Annotated in this window: 18 protein-coding genes; 14 read left to right on the top strand and 4 right to left on the bottom strand. The window is 64.0% G+C overall.

Features of this window, described 5'->3' with window-relative positions; all coding sequences use genetic code 11:
* Positions 1-14 precede the first annotated feature (14 nt).
* Complete coding sequence (locus JQ628_RS02330; protein ID WP_212218531.1) at positions 15-770, top strand: ribonuclease HII; 756 nt, start codon at positions 15-17, stop codon at positions 768-770.
* 157 nt (positions 771-927) lie between these two features.
* Positions 928-2436 (top strand): glycosyltransferase family 39 protein, encoded by a 1509-nt coding sequence (locus JQ628_RS02325; protein WP_212218528.1) that lies wholly within the window; start codon positions 928-930, stop codon positions 2434-2436.
* 110 nt (positions 2437-2546) lie between these two features.
* Here the strand turns inward: JQ628_RS02325 and JQ628_RS02320 are convergent, their stop codons facing one another.
* On the bottom strand, positions 2547-3377 hold the full coding sequence (locus JQ628_RS02320) for a uracil-DNA glycosylase (protein WP_212218525.1): 831 nt from the start codon (positions 3375-3377) through the stop codon (positions 2547-2549).
* Between the two features lie 129 nt (positions 3378-3506).
* Here JQ628_RS02320 and JQ628_RS02315 point away from each other — a divergent pair, with 129 nt between their 5' ends.
* The 3 genes from JQ628_RS02315 to JQ628_RS02305 all read left to right on the top strand — a co-directional run bounded on the left by JQ628_RS02315 (position 3507) and on the right by JQ628_RS02305 (position 8106).
* Complete coding sequence (locus tag JQ628_RS02315) at positions 3507-5165, top strand: electron transfer flavoprotein-ubiquinone oxidoreductase (protein WP_212218522.1); 1659 nt, start codon at positions 3507-3509, stop codon at positions 5163-5165.
* 259 nt (positions 5166-5424) lie between these two features.
* The gene (locus JQ628_RS02310; RefSeq protein ID WP_212218519.1) at positions 5425-7206 is read left to right on the top strand and encodes a tetratricopeptide repeat protein; all 1782 of its coding nucleotides are present in this window, start codon (positions 5425-5427) and stop codon (positions 7204-7206) included.
* A gap of 12 nt (positions 7207-7218) precedes the next feature.
* Entirely contained in the window at positions 7219-8106 is an 888-nt protein-coding gene (locus JQ628_RS02305) for a 4-(cytidine 5'-diphospho)-2-C-methyl-D-erythritol kinase (RefSeq protein WP_212218516.1), read from the top strand.
* Here JQ628_RS02305 and JQ628_RS02300 read toward each other — a convergent pair.
* Both JQ628_RS02300 and JQ628_RS02295 read right to left on the bottom strand, forming a co-directional pair.
* Entirely contained in the window at positions 8103-8735 is a 633-nt protein-coding gene (locus JQ628_RS02300) for a LysE family translocator (protein ID WP_212219335.1), read from the bottom strand. The two genes, JQ628_RS02305 and JQ628_RS02300, sit on opposite strands and share 4 nt — an antisense overlap.
* 92 nt (positions 8736-8827) lie before the next feature.
* Entirely contained in the window at positions 8828-9838 is a 1011-nt protein-coding gene (locus JQ628_RS02295) for a polyprenyl synthetase family protein (RefSeq protein ID WP_212218513.1), read from the bottom strand.
* Between the two features lie 134 nt (positions 9839-9972).
* Here JQ628_RS02295 and JQ628_RS02290 point away from each other — a divergent pair, with 134 nt between their 5' ends.
* The 6 genes from JQ628_RS02290 (at position 9973) to glyS (ending at position 15867) form a co-directional block, all read left to right on the top strand.
* Complete coding sequence (locus tag JQ628_RS02290; protein WP_212218510.1) at positions 9973-10200, top strand: DUF2007 domain-containing protein; 228 nt, start codon at positions 9973-9975, stop codon at positions 10198-10200.
* Positions 10193-10960 (top strand): tRNA1(Val) (adenine(37)-N6)-methyltransferase, encoded by a 768-nt coding sequence (locus JQ628_RS02285; protein ID WP_212218507.1) that lies wholly within the window; start codon positions 10193-10195, stop codon positions 10958-10960. The genes JQ628_RS02290 and JQ628_RS02285 overlap by 8 nt, the downstream gene beginning before the upstream one ends.
* A gap of 255 nt (positions 10961-11215) precedes the next feature.
* The gene (locus tag JQ628_RS02280; protein ID WP_212218505.1) at positions 11216-12127 is read left to right on the top strand and encodes a S49 family peptidase; all 912 of its coding nucleotides are present in this window, start codon (positions 11216-11218) and stop codon (positions 12125-12127) included.
* Between the two features lie 257 nt (positions 12128-12384).
* Complete coding sequence (locus tag JQ628_RS02275) at positions 12385-12576, top strand: hypothetical protein (protein ID WP_212219332.1); 192 nt, start codon at positions 12385-12387, stop codon at positions 12574-12576.
* A 193-nt stretch (positions 12577-12769) separates the two neighbouring features.
* A complete protein-coding gene (locus JQ628_RS02270) occupies positions 12770-13705 on the top strand; it encodes a glycine--tRNA ligase subunit alpha (RefSeq protein ID WP_212218502.1) in 936 nt (311 codons plus the stop codon).
* Positions 13705-15867 carry a glycine--tRNA ligase subunit beta gene (gene glyS, locus JQ628_RS02265; protein ID WP_212218498.1) on the top strand — a complete coding sequence of 721 codons (2163 nt, stop codon included), beginning with the start codon at positions 13705-13707 and terminating at the stop codon, positions 15865-15867. Before JQ628_RS02270 ends, glyS begins: the two co-directional genes overlap by 1 nt.
* Positions 15868-16192: 325 nt before the next feature.
* Here glyS and JQ628_RS02260 read toward each other — a convergent pair whose 3' ends face one another.
* Complete coding sequence (locus tag JQ628_RS02260; RefSeq protein ID WP_212218495.1) at positions 16193-16549, bottom strand: DUF1236 domain-containing protein; 357 nt, start codon at positions 16547-16549, stop codon at positions 16193-16195.
* 244 nt (positions 16550-16793) lie between these two features.
* Between JQ628_RS02260 and JQ628_RS02255 the strand changes: the two genes are divergently transcribed.
* The 3 genes from JQ628_RS02255 (at position 16794) to JQ628_RS02245 (ending at position 22059) form a co-directional block, all read left to right on the top strand.
* Complete coding sequence (locus tag JQ628_RS02255) at positions 16794-16949, top strand: DUF3096 domain-containing protein (protein ID WP_212218491.1); 156 nt, start codon at positions 16794-16796, stop codon at positions 16947-16949.
* A 189-nt stretch (positions 16950-17138) separates the two neighbouring features.
* Positions 17139-19988: a pyruvate, phosphate dikinase gene (gene ppdK, locus JQ628_RS02250; protein WP_212218488.1), complete on the top strand. Its 2850-nt coding sequence runs from the start codon at positions 17139-17141 to the stop codon at positions 19986-19988.
* 628 nt (positions 19989-20616) lie between these two features.
* Positions 20617-22059 carry a cell wall hydrolase gene (locus tag JQ628_RS02245; RefSeq protein ID WP_212218485.1) on the top strand — a complete coding sequence of 481 codons (1443 nt, stop codon included), beginning with the start codon at positions 20617-20619 and terminating at the stop codon, positions 22057-22059.
* Positions 22060-22071 lie beyond the last annotated feature (12 nt).

The raw sequence follows: 22071 nt of genomic DNA, 5'->3' as shown, positions 1-22071 counted from the left end.
GCACGATCCCGCGCATGATTCGGGACAATTCCAAGAAGAAACCTGAGAAGAAACCGGAAAAGCCGGCAAAGGGCGTCATCGCGGTCGCGCCGCCGAGCTTTCGCAGGGAACGCGCGCTGATCAAGCGCGGCGTATGGCCGGTCGCCGGCTGCGACGAAGCCGGTCGCGGTCCGCTCGCCGGTCCCGTGGTGGCCGCGGCCGTCGTGCTCGATCCCAAGCGCATTCCAAAAGGCATCGACGATTCCAAGAGGCTGACGCCTGAGCGCCGGGAGGAACTGTTCGAGGAAATCTGCGCGACCTCGTCCTTTGCGGTTGCCTTCGCCTCGCGGGCGCGGATCGACCGCGACAACATCCTGCGTGCCTCGCTGTGGGCGCTGGCGCGTGCGGTGGCTGCGCTGCCCGAACCGCCAAAGCACGTCTTCGTCGATGGCCGCGACAAGCTTGCTACGCCTTGCGACTGCGATGCCGTGATCGGCGGCGACGGGATCGTGATGTCGATCGCCGCGGCCTCGATCGTCGCCAAGGTGACGCGCGACCGGCTGATGTGCGCGCTGGCGCTGGATTGTCCGGGCTATGGTTTTGAGAGCCACAAGGGCTATGCCGTGCCGGAACATCTGGAGGCGCTGGACCGGCTCGGCCCCTCGGCGCATCACCGCAGCTTTTTCGCGCCCGTCGTCGCGGCGCGGATAAAGCACTTTCCGGAGGAGGCCGACCGCGACCTCTTTACGGTCGACACCTCAGCCGTGTCAGAGATTTCCATCGCCGTTTGACGGCAGTTGCCTCGACCGCGGCCTCCCTTTATCAACAATCGGGGGATCGAATGCGGCCGGCCAAGGTAGGGCATGATCCGGAAAAGTGGGCACCGGTTTTCCGATAAGATCATGCCCAAAACAAGAGATTCGGCCGGATGGGGATTTCAGGCGGTTCATGCGTTTCACCTCGCTGGTAGTCGAACTGATCCGCGCCCGGCCGCGGCTGGTGGTCTGGCTCGTGCTGCTGTTCCAGGCGGCAATATGGCTGATCCTGCCGCTCGTGCTGTATCGCAGCCCGCCGGGCGACGTCGCCACTGTGCTGGCGTTCGGGCGCGAATTCCAGGTCGGCACCGATCTCGGTCCGCCGCTGGCGTTCTGGGTCGCCGATATCGCGTTCCGTGCCGCCGGCAATCACATCTTCGGCGTCTACGTGCTGGCGCAGATATGCAATGTCGGCGCGCTGTGGGCGCTGTATCTGCTCGCCCGCGCCGTTGTCGGCGGCCAGCAGGCGGTGCTGGCGGTGCTCTTGACCATGACGGTCACCGCTTTCGGCTCGTCCGGCGTCGAATTCGGCCCGCTGGTAGCAGCACGGCCGATCTGGGCGATGCTGCTATTGCATTCCTGGCAACTCATCGGCCAGAACCGCCGCAACGCCTGGTTCGCCTGGTCGATCGAGGCCGGCCTTTTGCTGCTCACCACGTCGGCGGCGCCCGTGCTGCTGTTGCTCGTTGTGGGATTTGCACTCGCCACGCCGCGCGGCCGGCGCACGCTGATGTCGTTCGATCCGCTTTACGCGCTGCTCGTGATCGCCGTGCTGGCGCTGCCCTATGTCGTGTGGCAGGTCCGCGCCAACGCGCTTGTCTGGCCGCAATGGCCCTCGATCGATGATCTCAGCGCGCGCGCGACGCATTGGGGCGGCTTGCTTGGCGGTCTGCTGCTGGCGATGTCCGCCATCGTGCTGCTGGTGATCCTCAATTCGCGCTGGTTCAGCCGCGCCAGCGAGGAAGCGCCGATCATCTACCGGCCGCCGGTCGATCCGCTGGCGCGCCAGTTCGTCTATTGCTTTGCGATTGCTCCCGCGCTCGGCGGCAGCCTGATCGCGGGCATCTTCAATTTCGATCACGTCACCGGCGGGGCCGGCATTGCGCTGTTGCTGTGGGGCCTTGCCGTGATCGTCGCAACCGGCGATCTCGTTCATCTGCGCCGTCAGCGGCTGCTCCGCGCGGTATGGGCGTTCGCGATACTGGCGCCGGCTTTGGTGGCGATCGGAAGCACCTTGTTCCTGCCCTGGACGAGCGCGGCCGAAGTGCCGACATCGCTGCCGGCCACTGCGGTCGCAAGCTTCTTCGGCGACAGTTTCCAGCGGCGCACTGGTCACCGCCTGCGAGCCGTGGCCGGCGATCCCAGGCTTGCGACCCTGATCTCGCTGGACCGGGGGCGTCCGCATCTGTTGCTCGACGCCACGCCGGAACGAACGCCGTGGCTCAACACCGCGAAATTCGCCGAGACCGGCGGCGTCGTGGTCTGGCGCGCATCCGACACCGTCGGCACACCGCCGCCTGACATTGCAAAACGCTTTCCCGGCCTCGTGCCGGAAGTGCCGCGCGCATTCGAATGGTACGTCAGCGGCCGCCAGCCGCTGCTGCGGATCGGCTGGGCCATCGTACGGCCAAAGAATCCGTGATCTTGCGGTATTCCCCGGACGCTGCGCAACATTCGTAGGGTGGGTTAGCGCAGCGTAACCCACCATCTTTGCGTGAGAACAACGGTGGGTTACGCTTCGGCTAACCCACCCTACGAAGACTGCGCCAACACCTTCGCGATCGCGCGCAAATCCTGCCACGACATCCGCTTGTAGGACGGCGAACGCAACAGATAGGCCGGATGGAACGTCGCCATCGCGCGGATCACCCGCGTGCCGGTGTCGTAATCGAACCATTTGCCGCGCGTGCGCATGATGCCTTCGCGGGTTTGCAGCAGGGTCTGCGTCGAGGGATTACCGAGCGTCACCAGCACATCCGGATTCACCAGCTCGATCTGGCGCTGGATGAAGGGCAGGCAGATTTGCGTCTCCTGCGGCGTCGGCGTGCGGTTGCCGGGCGGCCGCCACGGGATGACGTTGGCGATATAGGCCTTGCTGCGGTCGAGCCCGATTGCCGCGATCATGCGGTCGAGCAGTTTGCCGGAGCGCCCGACGAATGGCAGGCCCTCGATGTCCTCGTCGCGGCCGGGGGCTTCGCCGACGAACATGATGCGGGCCTGCGGATTGCCGTCGGCGAACACCAGCCGCGTTGCGGTTTGCCGCAGCGCGCAGCCGTCGAAATTTTCCAGCAACGCTCTGAGCGCCTCTAGGGTGGGCGCGGTCCGCGCCAGCTCGCGCGCCGAACCGATCGCGGCCTCCGGCGCGATCGTGGCATCGGCACGTGCGGGCAAAGCCGCGGGCGCGGTCTGGAATAGCGTTTTCGGCGGCGCTTCGCGGACGACCGGTTCGCGCGGCGGCGGAGCGGCGTCCGGATCAGCCAGCCGATTGATGGGCTCCTCGCCCAGCGCGCAGTCGACCCCGGCCTCAAGGTAAAAGGCCAGCAATTGCTGAACGGTAGGGGCGGGCTCGGGCATGGTCGGCATTATGCCAATCTAGCGCATGATCCGGAGGACACGAAACGCCCTGCGGCGCATTTCCATGGTTGTCCTTGCTGAAAAAATCGGAAACAAGGACCCTTTAGAAGCGTTCTCAACCCGGGCCGGGACCAGATCATGAGCAGCGAAGAATTACCCCCGCGCGAATCCATGGAATTCGACGTCGTGATCGTCGGCGCCGGACCGTCGGGTCTTGCCGCGGCCATCCGGTTGAAGCAGCTCAATGCCGATCTCAATGTGGTCGTGGTGGAAAAGGGCTCGGAGGTCGGCGCACACATCCTCTCCGGCGCGGTCATCGATCCTGTTTCGCTCGACAAGCTGATCTCGGACTGGCGTCAGGATGACGACTGTCCGCTGAAGACGCAGGTCAAGGACGACCGCTTCTACTGGATGACCGGCGGCGGCGCGATCCGGCTGCCGGGCTTCATGATGCCGCCGCTGATGGACAATCATCACTGCTATATCGGCTCGCTCGGCAATGTCTGCCGCTGGCTGGCGCCGAAGGCGGAAGCGCTCGGCGTCGAGATCTATCCCGGCTTCGCGGCGGCCGAAGTGCTCTACGACGACAACGGCGCCGTGCGCGGCATCGCGACCGGCGATATGGGCATCGCCAAGGACGGCTCGCACAAGGATTCCTTCACCCGCGGCATGGAGCTGCTTGGCAAGTACACGCTGTTCGCCGAGGGCGCGCGCGGTTCGCTCTCCAAGCAACTGATCGCAAAATACTCGCTCGATGCGAAGAGCGAGCCGCCGAAGTTCGGCATTGGACTGAAGGAAGTCTGGGAGATCGATCCCTCAAAGCACCAGAAGGGGCTGATCCAGCATTCGTTCGGCTGGCCGCTCAACAATTCCACCGGCGGCGGCTCGTTCCTCTATCACTACGACGACAACAAGGTGGCGGTCGGCTTTGTCGTGCATCTCAACTATGACGATCCGTACCTGTCGCCGTTCGACGAATTCCAGCGCTTCAAGACCCATCCCTCGATCCGCACGGTGTTCGAGGGCGGCAAGCGGCTTGCCTATGGCGCGCGTGCCATCACCGAAGGCGGCTATCAGTCGGTGCCGCGGCTGACATTCCCCGGTGGCGCGCTGGTCGGTTGCGCCGCGGGTTTTGTCAACGTGCCGCGCATCAAGGGCGTGCACAATGCGATGGGCTCGGGCATGCTCGCCGCGGAACATGTTGCCGCGGCACTCGGCGCCGGCCGCGCCAATGACGAACTGGTCGAGTACGAAAATGCCTGGCGCGATTCCGCTGTCGGCAAGGACCTGCATCGGGTTCGCAACGTCAAGCCGCTGTGGTCGAAGTTCGGCACCATCATCGGCGTCGCGCTCGGCGGCTTCGACATGTGGTGCAACACGCTCGGCTTCTCGCTGTTCGGCACACAGTCGCACGCAAAACCCGACCGCAAGACACTCGATGCCGCCAAGGCACATCAGCCGATCGCCTATCCGAAGCCGGACGGCAAACTGTCGTTCGACAAGCTTTCGTCAGTATTCCTGTCCAACACGAATCACGAAGAGGACCAGCCGGTCCATCTCAAGGTCGCCGACATGAACCTGCAAAAGACGTCGGAGCACGATGTCTATGCCGGCCCGTCGAACCGTTACTGCCCGGCCGGCGTTTACGAGTGGGTGGAGGAAGCGTCAGGCCCGCGCTTCCAGATCAATGCCCAGAATTGTGTCCACTGCAAAACCTGCGACGTGAAGGACCCGAACGGCAACATTACCTGGGTTCCGCCCGAGGGCGGCGGTGGCCCCAACTATGAGGCGATGTAGGAAAGCGAACCACGATTGCGTGAGGTGGCCCGGCCACGATACCGCCATACTGGAAGCGTTTGCAGGAAAAGCTGGCCCATCTGGCGGTATCCGGGCCATATGCCAATCGATTCGCCATCCCGTCTCCTTGCGGTTATGGGCCAAAAGCGGCATTGTCGCTGGGCTTGATGCCGCCGGTCGGGTTCGCATTCGAGACTGATCATAACGTCGTGCCTTGAAACGCGTCGTGCCTTGAAACCCTGGAGCTAGGCGATCCGTGATGCTTTCCAACCGTTTCACCCGCTTGACGATTGCTGCGCTCACTTCTGCCACGCTGGCAGGCGCGGCCCCCGCGCTGGCGCAGACGCCGGATCATTCGGCTGATAGCTCGGCGCAATTCCCGACCAAGCACGATCTGAAATCGCTGACCACCGCGGGCAGCTATCTCGCCGCTCGTCACGCCAGCGTCGAACGCGACGCCACTTCGGCTGCGGCATTTTATCGCTCGGCGCTGCGCACCGATCCCAAGAACAACGAGCTGCTCGACCGCGCCTTCATCTCCTCGCTCGCGGACGGCGACATCGACGAGGCCGTCAAGCTCGCCGACCGCATCCTGACCCAGGACAAGTCCAACCGCGTGGCGCGGCTCGTGGTCGGCGTGCGCGACCTCAAGCAGAAGAAATACGCGACCGCCCAGATCAACATCAACCAGTCGATCCGCGGTCCGATCACCGACCTCGTTGCCACGCTGCTGTCCGGCTGGGCGAGTTTTGGCGCCGGCGACAGCAAGGCGGCGGTTGCCAACATCGACAAGCTGACCGGTCCGGAATGGTATCCGATCTTCAAGGACCTGCATTCCGGCATGATCCTCGATCTCGCGGGCCGCGAGAAGGAAGCCGGCGTCCGGCTCGAGCGCGCCTACAAGCTCGACGATTCCATGCTGCGCGTCGCCGAAAGTTACGGGCGCTGGCTGTCGCGCAACAAGGATGCGCAGGCTGCGACCGCGGTCTACGAAGCATTCGACAAGAAGCTGCCGCGGCATCCGCTGGTGCAGGAGGGCCTGCGCGAAACGAAGGCCGGCAAGAAGCTGCCGCCGCTGGTCGATTCCGCGCAAGCCGGCGCTGCCGAAGCTCTCTACGGAATCGGCGCCACGCTGACCCGGCGCGGCGGCGAGGACCTTGCGCTGGTCTATCTACAGCTCGCGCTTTACCTCCAGCCCACCCATCCGATGGCGCTGCTGTCGCTCGCCGATCTCTACGAATCGGTGAAGAAGCCGCAGATGGCGATCAAGATCTATGAGCGCGTGCCGGCCAACTCGCCGCTGAAGCGGAACGCGGAGATCCAGCTTGCGACCAATCTGGATGCCGCCGACCGCAGCGACGACGCGATCAAGATCCTCAAGCGCGTCACGGCGGAAGATTCGAAGGATATCGAAGCGATCATGGCGCTCGGCAATATCGAGCGCGGCCGCAAGAAGTTCGCTGACTGCTCCGAGACCTACACCAAGGGCATCGAAGCGATGCCGGCGGTGGCGGAAAAGAACACCTGGGTCACCTATTATTACCGCGGCATCTGCGAGGAACGTTCCAAGCAGTGGAGCAAGGCCGAGGCCGACATGCGCAAGGCGCTCGAGCTACAGCCCGAGCAGCCGCATGTGCTGAACTATCTCGGCTATTCCTGGATCGACCAGGGCATCAACCTCGACGAAGGCATGAAGATGATCAAGCGTGCCGTCGATCAGCGTCCCGACGACGGTTATATCGTGGACTCGCTGGGCTGGGCCTACTACCGCATCGGCAATTTCGAGGAAGCGGTAAAGCATCTCGAGCGCGCGATCGATCTCAAGCCGGAAGATCCGACCATCAACGACCATCTCGGTGACGCCTATTGGCGCGTCGGCCGCACGCTGGAAGCCAAATTCCAGTGGGCCCATGCCCGCGACCTCAAGCCGGAGCCGGAAGAACTGCCGAAGATCGAAGCCAAGATCGAGAACGGGCTGCCGGACGACACCTCTTCAGCCGCTTCCGCCGAAAAACGAAAAGAAGACGGCAAGGGCGGCTGATCGCAGGGTATCATGCCGGGGCTGGTGGAAGAGGGGCGTGCCAAGGTCAACCTGACCCTGCGGGTAGTCGGGCGGCGCGTCGATGGCTATCACGACCTTGAAAGCGTGGTGGCGTTCGCCGATTGCGCCGATCGCCTGACGCTGACACCTGGACCGGAACTGTCGCTGCAGACCACGGGCCCGCTCGCCAGCGCTTGCGGCGAGACATCGGACAATCTCGTGCTGAAGGCGGCGCGGCTGCTCGGCGAGAGCATTCCCAATCTGAAGATGGGCGGCTTCGTGCTGGAAAAGGTCTTGCCGGTCGCCGCCGGCATTGGCGGCGGTTCGGCGGATGCCGCCGCGGCGCTGCGCCTCCTGGCGCGGTTGAACAATCTCTCATTCGACGACGAGCGCCTGCGCGAGGTGGCGCTTGCGACCGGCGCCGACGTGCCGGTCTGTCTCGCCTCGCGCGCCTGCGACATGACCGGGGTCGGCGACAATCTGAGGCCGCTCAGCGCGCCGAAGATGCCTTGTGTGCTGGTCAATCCCTGCGTGCCCGTCGCTACCAAGGATGTGTTCGCAGCGCTCGGCCTGCGCCACGGTGAACTGCTGGTCGGCGTCACCGACGTCATGATGCAGGCGTCCCCCTGGCCGGAAGAGGGCGGGTCGCTGGAGGAATGGGTCGAGGCACTCGCCGCCGGCACCAACGACCTCGAGGGCCCCGCAACGAAAATCCAGCCGCTGATCGGCGAAGTGATCGCCGCGCTCAATGCCACCGACGGCGCCTGGCTGGCCCGCATGTCAGGCTCGGGCGCGACCTGCTTTGCGCTTTACGAGAACACGGCTGAAGCAAAACGCGCCGCGGACAAGATTTCGAAAGAGCACCCCGAATGGTGGGTGCATGCGGGGACACTAAGCTAGCTGGTCGCCGGCCGCCGGGCCAGCGCCAGCGAAATGCCGAGCCCGGCAATGAACAGCCCCGATCCCTGCCTCAGCCGCCGGAACAGATGCGGCTTGCGCACAAAATTCTCACGCGCCGCGGATGCCATGAAGACTACCGCGAAGTCGACAAGCGTATTGAGCGTCACGGAAATCAGGCCGAGCACCATGAATTGAAGCGCCGGGCTGGCGCCCGCCGGATCGAGAAATTGCGGGATGAAGGCGAGAAAGAACGCCGCCGTCTTCGGGTTCAACGCCTCGACCAGCACGCCTTCCCGGAAGGCGCTGCGAGCGCTCCGTGCTACCGGCCGCTCGTCAGGCAGAATGCCGGCTTCGCGAAATGTCCGGATGCCTAGCCATACCAGATAGATCGCGCCGAGCAGCTTTAGCGCCGTGAAGAGCTCGGCGCTGGCCAGAATGATCGCGGAAACGCCGACGCCGCCTGCGATGACGTGCACGAGGCCGCCGAGCCCCGTCCCCACGCTGGACGCGATGCCGCTTGGCCTTCCGCCCGACAGCGTCCGCGCCGCGACGTAGAAGATGCCGGGACCCGGAACGGCGGCGATGATGAGCGCGGCGAGCAAAAACAGCGAGAAATTCATTTTCCGGATTCGTAGGATGGGTAGAGCGCAGCGAAACCCATCGACCGCTGGCATTTGGGAATTGATGGGTTTCGCTGCGCTCTACCCATCCTACAGAAGCGTCAGTGCGACCGTGCCAGGCAGAATGCCACCACCTGCTCCAGCGCGGACTTCATCGGCGAGGGCGGAAACAGCGCCAGCGCATCGACCGCCATCGCGCCGTAATGCTGGGCGCGGTTGATCGTGTCTTCCAGCGCGCGGTGCTTGGTCATCAGCCCGATGGCGTGGTCGAGGTCGTTGCCGCCGATCTCGCCGCGCTCCAGCGCCCTGATCCAGAACGCGCGTTCGCTGTCATTGCCGCGGCGGAAGGCGAGCACCACGGGCAGCGTGATCTTGCCCTCGCGGAAATCGTCGCCGACATTCTTGCCGAGTTTTGCGGCCTTGCCGCCGTAATCCAGCACGTCGTCGATAAGCTGGAAGGCGATGCCGAGATTCATGCCGACCGAGCGGCAAGCGGTCTGCTCGGCCTTCGGCCGGTTGGCGATGACGGGGCCGACCTCGCAGGCGGCGGCGAACAGTTCGGCGGTCTTGCCTCTGATGACGGCGAGATATTCGTCCTCGGTGGTCGCGGTATTTTTCGCGGCCGCCAGCTGCATCACCTCGCCCTCGGCGATGGTGGCGGCGGCGGACGAGAGGATGTCGAGCGCGCGGAGCGAGCCGACCTCGACCATCATGCGAAAGGCCTGGCCGAGCAGGAAGTCGCCGACCAGCACGCTCGCTTCATTGCCCCACAGCATGCGCGCGGAAAGCTTGCCGCGCCGCAGTTCGCTCTCGTCGACCACGTCGTCATGCAGCAGCGTCGCCGTGTGCATGAACTCGACGGCGGCCGCGAGCTTGATGTGGCCGTCGCCGGAATAGCCGGTGAGGTTCGCCATCGCCAGCGTCAGCATCGGGCGCAGCCGCTTGCCCCCTGAGGAAATCAGGTGGTTGGCGACTTCGGGGATCATCGTGACTTCGGAGCCGGTCCGCGACAGGATGGTGGCGTTGACGCGCTCCATGTCGGCGGCAACGAGAGCGACCAGCGGCTCTATCGAGGCGTTTTGCGGGCTCTCGAAGGGTACAATAACCGCCACGCTGGTCTCCACTTTTGCCCAATAAACACTATCCTTGGGATACAATAGAAACTGCGGTGCGGCGCGGCAAGGGCAGCTAGCCAGTTGACATGCCGCCCGCCGCCCCCAAGGCGGGCCGGAAGGAGAAGAGCGACGTGCGGGAATTGGTTCGGACCAACGATGTGGTGCTGGTTTCCGCCATCGGCGCGCTGCTCGATGGCGCCAATATCCAGCATCTGGTGCTGGACCAGAACATGAGCATCGTCGAGGGCTCGCTCGGCATGCTGCCGCGCCGGATCATGGTCCATGAGGACGACAACCGCGAGGCCCGCCAGCTCCTGACCGACGCCGGTCTTGCCCACGAATTGCGTGCCGATGACTGAGCGTGCGGGCGCATGCACCGAGGACGCATTCCTCGGTGGGCAGTTGCGCTTGCGCCAGTTGAAGTCCGGCCACCGTGCAGGTCACGATGCGATGCTGCTGGCTGCCGCGACGCCGGCGCGATCGGGCGATCGCGTGGTCGATTTCGGCGCCGGCGTCGGCGCCGCAGGCCTTGCGGCGGCGCGGCGCGTGGCCGGCATTGATCTTGTGCTGGTCGAGATCGACGCGGCGCTTGCAGAACTGGCGCGCGGCAATGCGGCGGCAAATGGCATCGCCGCCAATGTGATCGTGCTCGATGTCGAATCTCCCGCCGAAGCGTATGCAGCCGCCGGCCTTGCGCCCGACAGCGTCGATGCGGTGCTGATGAACCCGCCGTTCAACGATCCCGCGCGGCACCGTATCTCGCCCGACAAGGCGCGCGGGCTCGCCCATGTCGCCACCTCGGACACGCTGCAAAACTGGGTGCACGCCGCGCGGCGCATTCTCAAATCGTCGGGAACGCTGACGCTGATCTGGCGCGCCGACGGCATCGGCGACGTGCTGGCCGCGCTCGACCGCGGCTTTGGTAGCCTGGCGATTCTTCCAGTTCACGGAGATGTCAGAACCCCGGCTATTCGCGTTCTGGTTCGCGCCACCAAGGGAAGCAGGGCGCCGACGCAAATCCATCCCGCCCTGATGCTCAATGATGAGTCAGGCGTGCCCAATAAAGAGGTGCAGGAGGTTTTGGCGGGTCAGCGCGTTTTGCCGCTTGCGACACTGTGAGGCTGTCAGCCTGCCCGAGTCGTGAGCAGATAAGCTCAGGACTTCGGCCTATTAGGGAAGGGTTTTCGAGCGTTGTTCGGGTGCGGAAGTGAAGTGAATCGCGGTCAAAAGGGTGCCGATCAGCATCAACAGCAGGTAAATCTTCATGTCACTCTCCGCTGCGCCATTGCAGCCTCAATCCCGGCTATGCAAAAGGCGTTCCCGGCTTTCCAATGACAGTGGCGTGATAAAAAATGGTTAATTCGAGGTAACGGCATGAATCAACAAACAAGTGATCGCGCGGGATGGCCGGGCCTCGTTGACAGGCTGAAGCAATTGTTACCGGCGCGGCTGCGGCGCGATGTTCCGGTCGTGCCCGTGGTCCGTCTGTCGGGGGTGATCGGCGCGGTCACCCCGCTGCGGCCCGGCATGTCGCTGGCCGGCGTCGCCAAGATGCTGGAGCGCGCCTTCGGCACCCGAAACGCCAGGGCGGTGGCGCTGGTGATCAATTCGCCCGGCGGATCGCCGGTGCAGTCGCGGCAGATCTATCTGCGGATCAGGCAGCTTGCGGCGGAAAAGAAACTGCCGGTGCTGGTGTTCGTCGAGGATGTCGCGGCTTCCGGCGGCTACATGATCGCCTGCGCGGGTGACGAGATCTTTTGCGATCCATCCTCGATCCTCGGATCGATCGGCGTGGTCGGCGGCACTTTTGGATTTCAGGAGCTGATCAGGAAGATCGGCGTCGAACGCAGGCTCTATACCGCGGGCGAGCACAAGGCGATGCTCGATCCGTTCCTGCCCGAGAAGCCGGAGGAGGTCGAGCGGCTGAAATCGATCCAGCGCGAAATCCATGCGATCTTCATCGCGCTGGTGAAAGCAAGCCGCGGCGTGCGGCTGAAGGGCGCCGACGATACGCTGTTCACCGGCGAATATTGGGCGGGCGAAACCTCGGTATCGCTCGGGCTGGCCGATGCCGTCGGCGATCTCCGCTCGACGCTGCGCGCCCGCTACGGCGAAAAGGTGCTGACCCCCGTCATCGCGCCGGCCAGCGGGCTCCTGTCCGGTCTGTTGGGGCGGCGGTCGCCGGGTGCCGGGTCGCTCGCCGCGCTCGACGGTATCGGGGGACTGCCGGATGATCTGATCTCGGCGCTGGAAACCCGGGCCATCTGGGCCAAATTCGGCTTCTAGAGCGTTTCAAGCGAAGCCTGCCCGCACCCGATGCGGGGTGGATTTCCGGTTCGCGTGAAGAAAACGCGTCAAAACAATAAGATGGAGTCTCGTTCCGATCTTATCGGAACGAGACTCCAGCCGCTTTTTAAGCCGGAGCGCTCAAAACCCGGTGAGATGGCCGCGGCATTTGGTTCCGGAGCACCCGATTGCAGGCCGGGCCGCGTTGGGAGAGAATGCGGGCATTGGGGGCTGACACGAACGACAAGGATCGACAGATGCCGCCGCTGGTCGCATTTGGAGCTGCCCTGGGTGGGCTCGCCGTGGTTCGCTGGGCTTACAAGACCGCTCAGAGGATCAACCGCGAGCTGGAAGAAGCTCGCCTGGCCCGCATGGCCGAGACCGTGAGGACCAGCGAAATTCCGACGCTGAAGCGCGACCCCGTCACGGGCGCCTATCGCCCGGGCTGACGGCCCTCATCCTGAGGAGCGGGCGCAGCCCGCGTCTCGAAGGATGGCCAAGGTCTCGGGCCTTCATGGTTCGAGACGGCGCTTTGCGCCTCCTCACCATGAGGAATCAAGGTCTCCATCGCCTTGATTCCCCGCTCCCCCGTCGATACGGTCCCGCGCATTTTCCGCCCCCTTCGCGAGACCGATTCTGACGATGGATGCCCTGCCTGACCACATGCGCCCGGAACGTTCGTTCCAGGGCTTTATCCTCGCGCTGCAGCGGTTCTGGGCGGAGCAGGGCTGCGTGATCCTGCAGCCCTACGACATGGAAATGGGCGCCGGCACGTTCCATCCCGCGACCACCTTGCGCGCGCTGGGGCCAAAACCGTGGAATGCCGCCTACGTGCAGCCCTCGCGCCGGCCCAAGGATGGCCGCTACGGCGAGAACCCAAACCGCCTCCAGCACTATTACCAGTACCAGGTGATCATGAAGCCGTCGCCGCCGAACCTTCAGGAGCTTTACCTGAAGTCGCTCGCCGCGATCGGAATCGATTCGTCCGTGCACGACATCCGCTTCGTCGAGGACGACTGGGAAAGCCCGACGCTCGGCGCGTGGGGCTTGGGCTGGGAATGCTGGTGCGACGGCATGGAAGTTTCCCAGTTCACGTACTTCCAGCAGGTCGCCGGCGTCGAATGTGCGCCGGTCGCGGGAGAACTCACTTACGGGCTCGAGCGTCTCGCCATGTATGTGCAGGGCGTCGACCGCGTCTACGATCTCAACTTCAACGGCCGCGAGGGCGCCGACAAGGTGACCTATGGCGACGTCTTCCTGCAGGCGGAGCAGGAATATTCGCGACACAATTTCGAGTATGCCGACACCGACATGCTGTTCGAGCAGTTCAAAATGGCCGAAGCGGCGTGCAAGAAATATCTCGCCGCGGGTTGGCGTGAGGGCGGCAACCAAAAGGAACATCTGATGGCGCTGCCGGCCTATGACCAGTGCATCAAGGCGAGCCACGCCTTCAACCTGCTGGATGCGCGCGGCGTGATCTCGGTGACGGAGCGGCAGAGCTATATCCTGCGCGTGCGCGAATTGGCGAAGGCGTGCGGCGAAGCCTGGGTGCACACCGAAGCGGGCAGGGCGATCTGATGCCCGATCTTTTGCTCGAACTGTTTTCGGAAGAAATTCCCGCGCGCATGCAGGCGAAGGCGGCCGACGATCTGCGCCGCACGGTCACCGACAAGCTGGTGGCCGAAGGCCTCGTCTATGAAGGCGCCAAAGCCTTTGCCACGCCGCGCCGCCTGGCGCTGACCGTGCACGGAATCCCTGCGCGCCAGCCCGACCTGAAGGAAGAGCGCCGCGGCCCGCGCGTCGGCGGACCTGAGCCCGCAATCCAGGGATTTTTGAAGGCCACCGGCCTCTCCTCGATATCAGAGGCAAAGATCCAGAACGACAAGAAGGGCGATTTCTACATCGCGCTGATCGAGAAGCCGGGCCGCCCCGCGATCGATGTGCTGGCCGATATCCTGCCGGTCATTGTCCGCACGTTCCCGTGGCCGAAATCGATGCGCTGGGGCGCGCGCTCGGCCAAATCGGGATCGCTGAGTTGGGTGCGGCCGCTGCACGCGATCACCGCCACCTTCGGTCCCGACACCGAAGAGCCTGACGTCGTGAAGTTTTCGATCGACGGCATCGAGGCGGGCCAGACCACCTACGGTCATCGCTTCATGGCCCCAAGTGCGATCTCCGTGCGTCACTTCGAGGACTACGAAGCCAGGCTGAAGGCGGCCAAGGTCGTGCTCGATCCGCAGGCGCGCAAGGACATCATCCTTGCCGACGCGAAACAGCTCGCCTTCGCGCAAGGCTATGAGCTGGTGGAAGACCAGGTGCTGCTCGACGAAGTCGCCGGCCTCGTCGAATGGCCGGTCGTGCTGATGGGCTCGTTCGATGCGGAGTTCCTCTCCATCCCGGGCGAAGTGATCCGCGCCACCATCCGCAACAACCAGAAGTGCTTTGTGGTGAGCGATCCGAAGACTGGAAAGCTCGCCAACAAGTTCATCCTCACCGCCAACATCGAGGCGACCGACGGCGGCAAGACCATCGTCGCCGGCAATGAGCGCGTGATCCGCGCGCGGCTAAGCGATGCGAAGTTCTTCTACGAGACGGACCTGAAGACGAAGCTCGAGGACCGGCTGCCGAAGTTCGAGCAGATCGTGTTTCACGAAAAGCTCGGCACGCAGGCCGAGCGCATCAAGCGTATCGAGCGGCTCGCGGCCGAGATCGCGCCGCTGATCGGCGCCGACGTCGAGAAAGCGAAGCGCGCCGCACATCTGGCGAAGGCGGATTTGCTTACGGAAGTCGTCGGCGAATTCCCCGAGCTGCAAGGCCTGATGGGCAAGTATTATGCGCAGGCGCAGCGTGAAGATGCTTCTGTTGCGGCTGCGAGCGAGGAGCACTACAAGCCACAAGGACCCGCCGATCGCGTTCCGACTGATCCGGTGAGTGTAGCAGTCGCACTTGCGGACAAGATCGATACGCTTGTCGGCTTCTGGGTAATTGATGAGAAGCCGACAGGTAGCAAAGACCCCTATGCACTGCGGCGCGCAGCGTTGGGCGTGATCAGATTATTGGTCGAAAACAAGATTCGCTTAGCCCTCTCGCCGATCATTCACCAAGCACACGAGCGGCTGCATGAGGCGGTTCATGGCAGAACTACGGTGTTCGATTCAGCGCCTGGTGGCGGTCTTATCAATCCGCGCGATGTACCGCTGGACCGCAGCTTAACTGCGGCTCTGCTCGCCTTCTTCGCTGACCGTCTGAAGGTCCAACTCCGCGATCAAGGTGCGCGCCACGATCTCGTCGATGCCGTATTCTCACTGGGCGGCCAGGACGATCTGCTTATGGTGGTCCGCCGCGTGGAGGCGCTCGGAAAATTCCTCGACAGCGACGATGGCAAGAACCTGCTCGCCGGCACCAAGCGCGCGAGCAACATCCTCGCGATCGAAGAGAAGACGGACAAGCGGACCTTTGACGGTGCGCCGGATGCTTCGCTCTACAAGCTCGACGAAGAGAAGGCGCTGGCGAAGGCGATCGATCAGGTGAAGGCGGAAGCGGGCGCCGCGGTGGCCAAGGAAGATTTTGCCGCCGCGATGAGCGCGATGGCAAAGCTGCGGCCGGCGGTGGATGCGTTCTTCGACAAGGTCAAGGTCAATGACGACGATCCGAAGGTGCGCGAGAACCGGCTGAAACTGCTGAACGAAATCCGCGCGGCGACGCGCGCGGTGGCGGATTTTTCGAAGATACAGGATTAGTAGCGCGGCACTCGTAGTGACGTCATCCTGAGGTGCGCGCACTTGCGCGCCTCGAAGGATGCGAGCCCGCGGCCCATCCTTCGAGGCTCACCACGCGGTGCAAATGCACCGCGAGGCTCGCACCTCAGGATGACGGCATCGCTTGTGGCGACCATTTTCAACGCGAACAAAAAGCGCGCGAACAAAAAAGCCCCGCTCCGGCGGGGGAAGTACCGGGCGGGGCCTTTTGGTCCGGTCGGCTCGCGCACATCCGCTTGCGCGGCGCCCGGACTGATCGTTCAGGACGCTACTCCTTCAGCGCGATCTCTCGCCTGCTGATCACGCTTTACTCCAGGACCTGAACGATGCGGCGTGTACGCGGTTCGACCAGCACCGGGTAATCGTTCACCACGGTGTAGCGGTAGGGCGAGGGGCCGAAGCGCGGCGGCACGTTGTAATAGGTCACGCCGGCTTCCGGCAGCACGCCGCCGACCACCACGCGTCCTGGAACGCGATAGCTCGGAATGTGCTCGCGCACGACGTATTCACGGAATGCCGGGCGCTGCTCCAGCGCGATGAAATCGTCATCGTCATCGATGACGACGCTTTCGCCGCGCACGATACCGACGGTCTGCGCCTGCGCTGTGAGCGGCACGCTCAATGCACCGGCGATCGCCGCAATGGCCAACAGTTTAGTCCGCATGACAAAACTCCTCCTGCGATGATTGGCGCTCAGTTCAGCGCACATGGCACGAAGAATTCATCGCGCACAGCAATGTTCCGGGGTTCAGCTGCCGCATACGCGGCAATTTCGGGCAATTTTCATGAGAGTGGGGAACTGCCGGAGGCGTCACGAGGTTGCTATTCCGGAACCGCGCCAGCGGGTAAGTTGCAGCCCTCGATTCGACATCACCCATATCAATCATGCCTGACGCGGAGGTACTTCAATGACCCTCACGGTCGCTCACATCACGCCGATCATCTCGCTGGTGGCCGGTGTGCTGATCCTCATCATGCCCCGGCTGCTCAATTACATCATCGCTCTGTTCCTGATCGTGAACGGCCTGATTGGGCTGGGCCTGCTCAAATGGCTGCGGTTCTAGGGGCATGATCCGGAAAAGTGGGTACCGGTTTTCCGAAAAAGATCATGCCCAAACAAAAAAGCAGCACGGGATGACTATTCAAGGAATAGTCATCCCGTGCTGGAAAGCGGGTTTCGCGGCTTGCGCGGAACCGTTCAAAATGGTGTAAGGCGCGCAACTCCCATCCCTCTTTCGGATTGTCTGTAGGCCATGGCCAAAGCCGTCGCGAAGTCGAAGAAAATTGCAGCAAAATCAAAGCCCTCGGCGCCTGCCAAGAAGGCCGCCCCGAGCGCTCGCAAGGCGCTGAAAAAAGCCCCGCCCAAGCCGGCCGCCAAGGCGGCTGTGAAAGCTGCGGCAAAGCCCGCGAAGCCCACAGTAAAGCCCGGCCAGTGGGTCTTCACCTTCGGCGACGGCAAGGCCCAGGGTACTGCAAACCTGCGCGATCTCCTCGGTGGCAAGGGCGCCAACCTCGCCGAGATGGCCAATCTCGGCCTGCCGGTGCCTCCGGGCTTCACCATCCCGACCTCGGTCTGCACCTATTTCTACGCGCACGACAAAACCTATCCGAAGGAATTGAAGGCGCAGGTCGAGAAGGCGCTCGATCATGTCGGCAAGCTGACCGGCAAGTCGTTCGGCGATTCGAAGAATCCGCTGCTTGTGTCCGTGCGCTCAGGCGCACGCGCGTCGATGCCGGGCATGATGGACACCGTGCTCAACCTCGGCCTCAACGACGAGACCGTGGAAGCGCTCGCAAACCTCTCGGGCGATCGTCGTTTTGCCTATGACAGCTATCGCCGCTTCATCACGATGTATTCGGACGTGGTGCTCGGCTTCGAGCATCATCATTTCGAGGACATCCTCGACACCTTCAAGGACAGCCAGGGCTATTCGCTCGACACGGATCTCACCGGCGACGACTGGGTCGAACTGGTCGGCAAGTACAAGGAAGCAGTCGAGCGCGAGACCGGCTCGCCGTTCCCGCAGGATCCGCACGCGCAATTGTGGGGCGCGATCGGCGCGGTGTTTTCATCCTGGATGAACGCGCGCGCGGTGACCTACCGCAAGCTGCACGACATTCCGGAGTCGTGGGGCACCGCCGTCAACGTGCAGGCGATGGTGTTCGGCAACATGGGCGAGACGTCGGCGACCGGCGTTGCCTTCACCCGCAATCCCTCGACCGGCGAGAGCAAGCTCTACGGCGAATTCCTGATCAACGCCCAGGGTGAGGACGTCGTCGCCGGCATCCGCACGCCGCAGGACATCACCGAAGAGGCGCGCCAGGAATCCGGCTCCGACAAGCCGTCGATGGAAAGCGCGATGCCGGAAGCCTTCAAGGAGCTGACGCGCATCTACACGCTGCTGGAAAAGCACTACCGCGACATGCAGGACATGGAGTTCACGGTCGAGCAGGGCAAGCTGTGGATGCTGCAGACCCGCGGTGGCAAGCGCACCGCCAAGGCGGCGCTGCGCATCGCCGTCGAACTCGCTAATGAAGGCCTGATCTCGAAAAAGGACGCGGTCACGCGCATCGATCCGGCTTCGCTCGACCAGTTGCTGCACCCGACCATCGATCCCAACGCCAAGCGCGACGTGATCGCCACCGGCCTGCCGGCTTCGCCCGGTGCCGCCTCCGGCGAGATCGTGTTCTCGTCCGATGAGGCCGCAAAGCTTCAGGCCGACGGACGCAAGGTGATTCTGGTCCGCATCGAGACCAGCCCGGAAGACATTCACGGCATGCACGCCGCCGAAGGCATCTTGACCACCCGCGGCGGCATGACCTCGCACGCGGCGGTGGTTGCGCGCGGCATGGGCAAACCCTGCGTCTCCGGTTGCGGCGCCATCCGCGTCGATTACGGCCGCGGCACCATGAGCGTCGGTGGGCGCACCTTCAAGACCGGCGACGTCATCACCATCGACGGCTCGGTCGGACAGGTGCTGGCCGGCCGCATGCCGATGATCGAGCCGGAACTGTCCGGCGAGTTCGGCACGCTGATGGGCTGGGCCGACGAGGTCCGCAAGATCGGCGTCCGCGTCAACGCCGACACGCCGGAAGATGCGCGCACCGCCGTCAAGTTCGGCGGCGAGGGCATTGGCCTGTGCCGCACCGAGCACATGTTCTTCGAGGAAACCCGCATCCGCACCGTCCGCGAGATGATCCTTTCCGAAGACGAGCAGTCGCGCCGTGCGGCGCTGTCGAAGCTTTTGCCGATGCAGCGTGCCGATTTCGTCGAGCTGTTCGAGATCATGAAGGGCCTGCCCGTCACGATCCGCCTGCTCGATCCGCCCTTGCACGAATTCCTGCCGCACACGCAGCACGAGATTGAGGAAGTCGCGCGCGCGATGAATACCGATCCGCGCAAGCTGGCCGATCGCGCCCGCGATCTGGCCGAGTTCAATCCGATGCTCGGCTTCCGCGGCTGTCGCCTTGCGATCGCCTATCCTGAAATCGCCGAGATGCAGGCCCGCGCCATCTTCGAGGCCGTGGTTGAAGCGGCCAAGCGCACCGGCGAGCCTGTCGGCCTCGAGGTGATGGTGCCGCTGATCGCGACCAAGGCCGAGTTCGATCTGGTCAAGGCGCGCATCGACGCCATCGCGCAGGCGGTGATGAAGGAGACCGGCAAGAAGCTCGACTACCAGGTCGGCACCATGATCGAGCTGCCGCGCGCCTGCCTGATGGCCGGCGATGTCGCGCAGACCGCCGAATTCTTCTCGTTCGGCACCAACGACCTGACGCAGACCACCTACGGCATCAGCCGCGACGATGCCGCAAGCTTCCTCGGCACTTATGTCGCCAAGGGAATCCTGGAGATCGATCCGTTCATCTCGGTCGACCGCGACGGCGTCGGCGAGCTCGTCAAGATCGGCGTTGAGCGCGGCCGCAAGACGCGGCCGAATCTGAAGGTCGGCATCTGCGGCGAACACGGCGGCGATCCCGCCTCCGTCGCCTTCTGCCACCAGATCGGCCTCGACTACGTCTCGTGCTCGCCCTACCGCGTGCCGATCGCACGCCTCGCCGCTGCACAGGCCGCGCTCGGCAAGGCAGTGGCGAGCCAGGCGTAGGGCCTCTGCACCGGGCGCCAGTCTCTTAAATCAGGCACAGGCATCTCCACCGTCATTGCGAGCGAAGCGAAGCAATCCAGCTTCCTTCGCCGCGACGAAAATTCTGCGTCACTCGTCGTGCGTGGCGATTGCGGCGAGAGGCGCACCGCTCTCTCCCCGTCATTGCGAGGAGCGAAAGCGACGAAGCAATCCAGCTTTCTTGTTGCGGCCAAGCTGGATTGCTTCGCTTCGCTCGCAATGACGAACTCTCTCAGCCGTCATTCCGGGATGGTCCGGAGGACCAGACCCGGAATCTCGAGATTCTCAGGGGCGCAAGGGCGCCCCATAGTTCGATGCTGCGCATCGCCCCGGAATGACGACGAGCGCGTTACGCAATCCAACCGCACTCGCGCAAGAGTTCCTTCATCTCTTCCGTTGACCGGATATTTACCACTTCGCTCCAGCGCCTGTTTACCAACGCGCACGATCTCATCGCGCAAAACACCGCGCCTGCTTGCATGTATCGCGCGTGCAACGCCGATTAACTCCGCGGCAACCTAAATTCGGTACCAACAATTTTGGTCGAATTGCACGGATGTACTGCAATTCGGTTGCGTACCGAGTAGCGTAAGCGTTGCGTGAGCGTACAATGTCTGTGTTGCGTAACCGGCCGAAGGACGTGCGTATCGCGTCCTTCGTGCTCGGTCTCTGCATCTTCTCGATGATGCCGACGGAGACCGGGTATCAGGATATCGCCTCACTGCTGGCCCGCCAGCCGGGCGTCGCCGAGCGCTGGCAGAAGCGCGTGTCCTCCTCCGCCAGCAACATCCAGCTCGCCACCTACAGCTTTGGCCGTCCGATCGGAACGTCGTCGCCGCAGGTTCCGTCCTATCGTCTTGCCAGCATCGATGCCCGCGATATCACGGGCACGGTGACGCGCAGCAGTCCGCTCGTCACGCCGCCATCGCGCTATCAGGCTTCCGACTTCCCGAAAGTCGATCGCACGCTGAAGGGTGACCGTCTCGTCACCCGGTCTGCGCCGCCCGCGGACACCGTCGCACCGCCGGCCCCTGCCAACCAGGATCCCGCGACATCCAATTCATCCGTCATGGGCGCGAAGACCGCGGCCGCGCCGCTGCCTGCCGCACGCGCGCCGCTCGATCCGGAATTGCAGGCCGCGCTGAACGCGCCGCCGCTGCCGCAATATGATCAATCGCTGTCGCTCGAGATCGGGAAGGACGAAGCAGGGAAGGCGCCCGATGCGCCTGCCGTGGCGGCCGCGCCTGCGCCGCCGCGCGATGCGTTCTCGTTCAAGACCTCCAGCCTGTTCTTCGGCTCTTCGCTCGGCTCGCCCGAAAGCATCGAGCGCTGGCAGCCCGGCGAGGAGCCGACCATCGTGATGCCGGACGCCGTCGCCGATCCCGACATGAAGATGATGGCCTCGCTGCCGGTCGATGCCGACGGCCCGGTCAAGGCCGGCGACATGGGCGAGAGCATCGCGCCGAAGGGCGAGGTCAATGCCGACAACCAGCGCGCCCAGACGCCGGCCGAGCGGCTCGGCCTGTTCGACGAAAAGCTGCGCGCCAAGCACGAAAAATGTCTCGCCGAAGCCGTCTATTTCGAGGCGCGCGGCGAAGCCGTGCGCGGCCAGATCGCGGTGGCCCAGGTGGTGTTGAACCGCGCCTTCTCCGGCAAGTATCCGGACAACGTGTGTGGCGTCGTCTACCAGAACAAGCACCGGCATTTTGCCTGCCAGTTCAGCTTCGCCTGCGACAACCACCGCGAGGTGATCCGCGAGCCCGACATGTGGGACCGCGCGCAGAAGATCGCGAAGGCCAGCCTCGACGGCCAGCTCTGGCTGCCGGAAGTCGGCAAGTCGACGCACTACCACGCCTATTGGGTGCGGCCGGGCTGGGTCAGCGAGATGAAGCGGATGTACAAGACCGGCGTGCACACCTTCTATCGTCCGCGCAAATGGGGCGACGGCAGCGACGCGCCGAGCTGGGGAACCAGCGAGGAGACCGCTGCGATCTCGGCGAAGCTCGCGGAGGCCGCGCAGAGTTCGGCTGAACAGGCGGCCGCGCGGCGATAATCGGGCATTCAG

The sequence above is a fragment of the Bradyrhizobium lablabi genome (assembly GCF_018129385.1).
Classification (GTDB): domain Bacteria; phylum Pseudomonadota; class Alphaproteobacteria; order Rhizobiales; family Xanthobacteraceae; genus Bradyrhizobium; species Bradyrhizobium lablabi_C.
The sequence above is the reverse complement of the archived record's forward strand: the minus strand, read 5'-3'. Positions and strand labels throughout refer to the sequence as shown.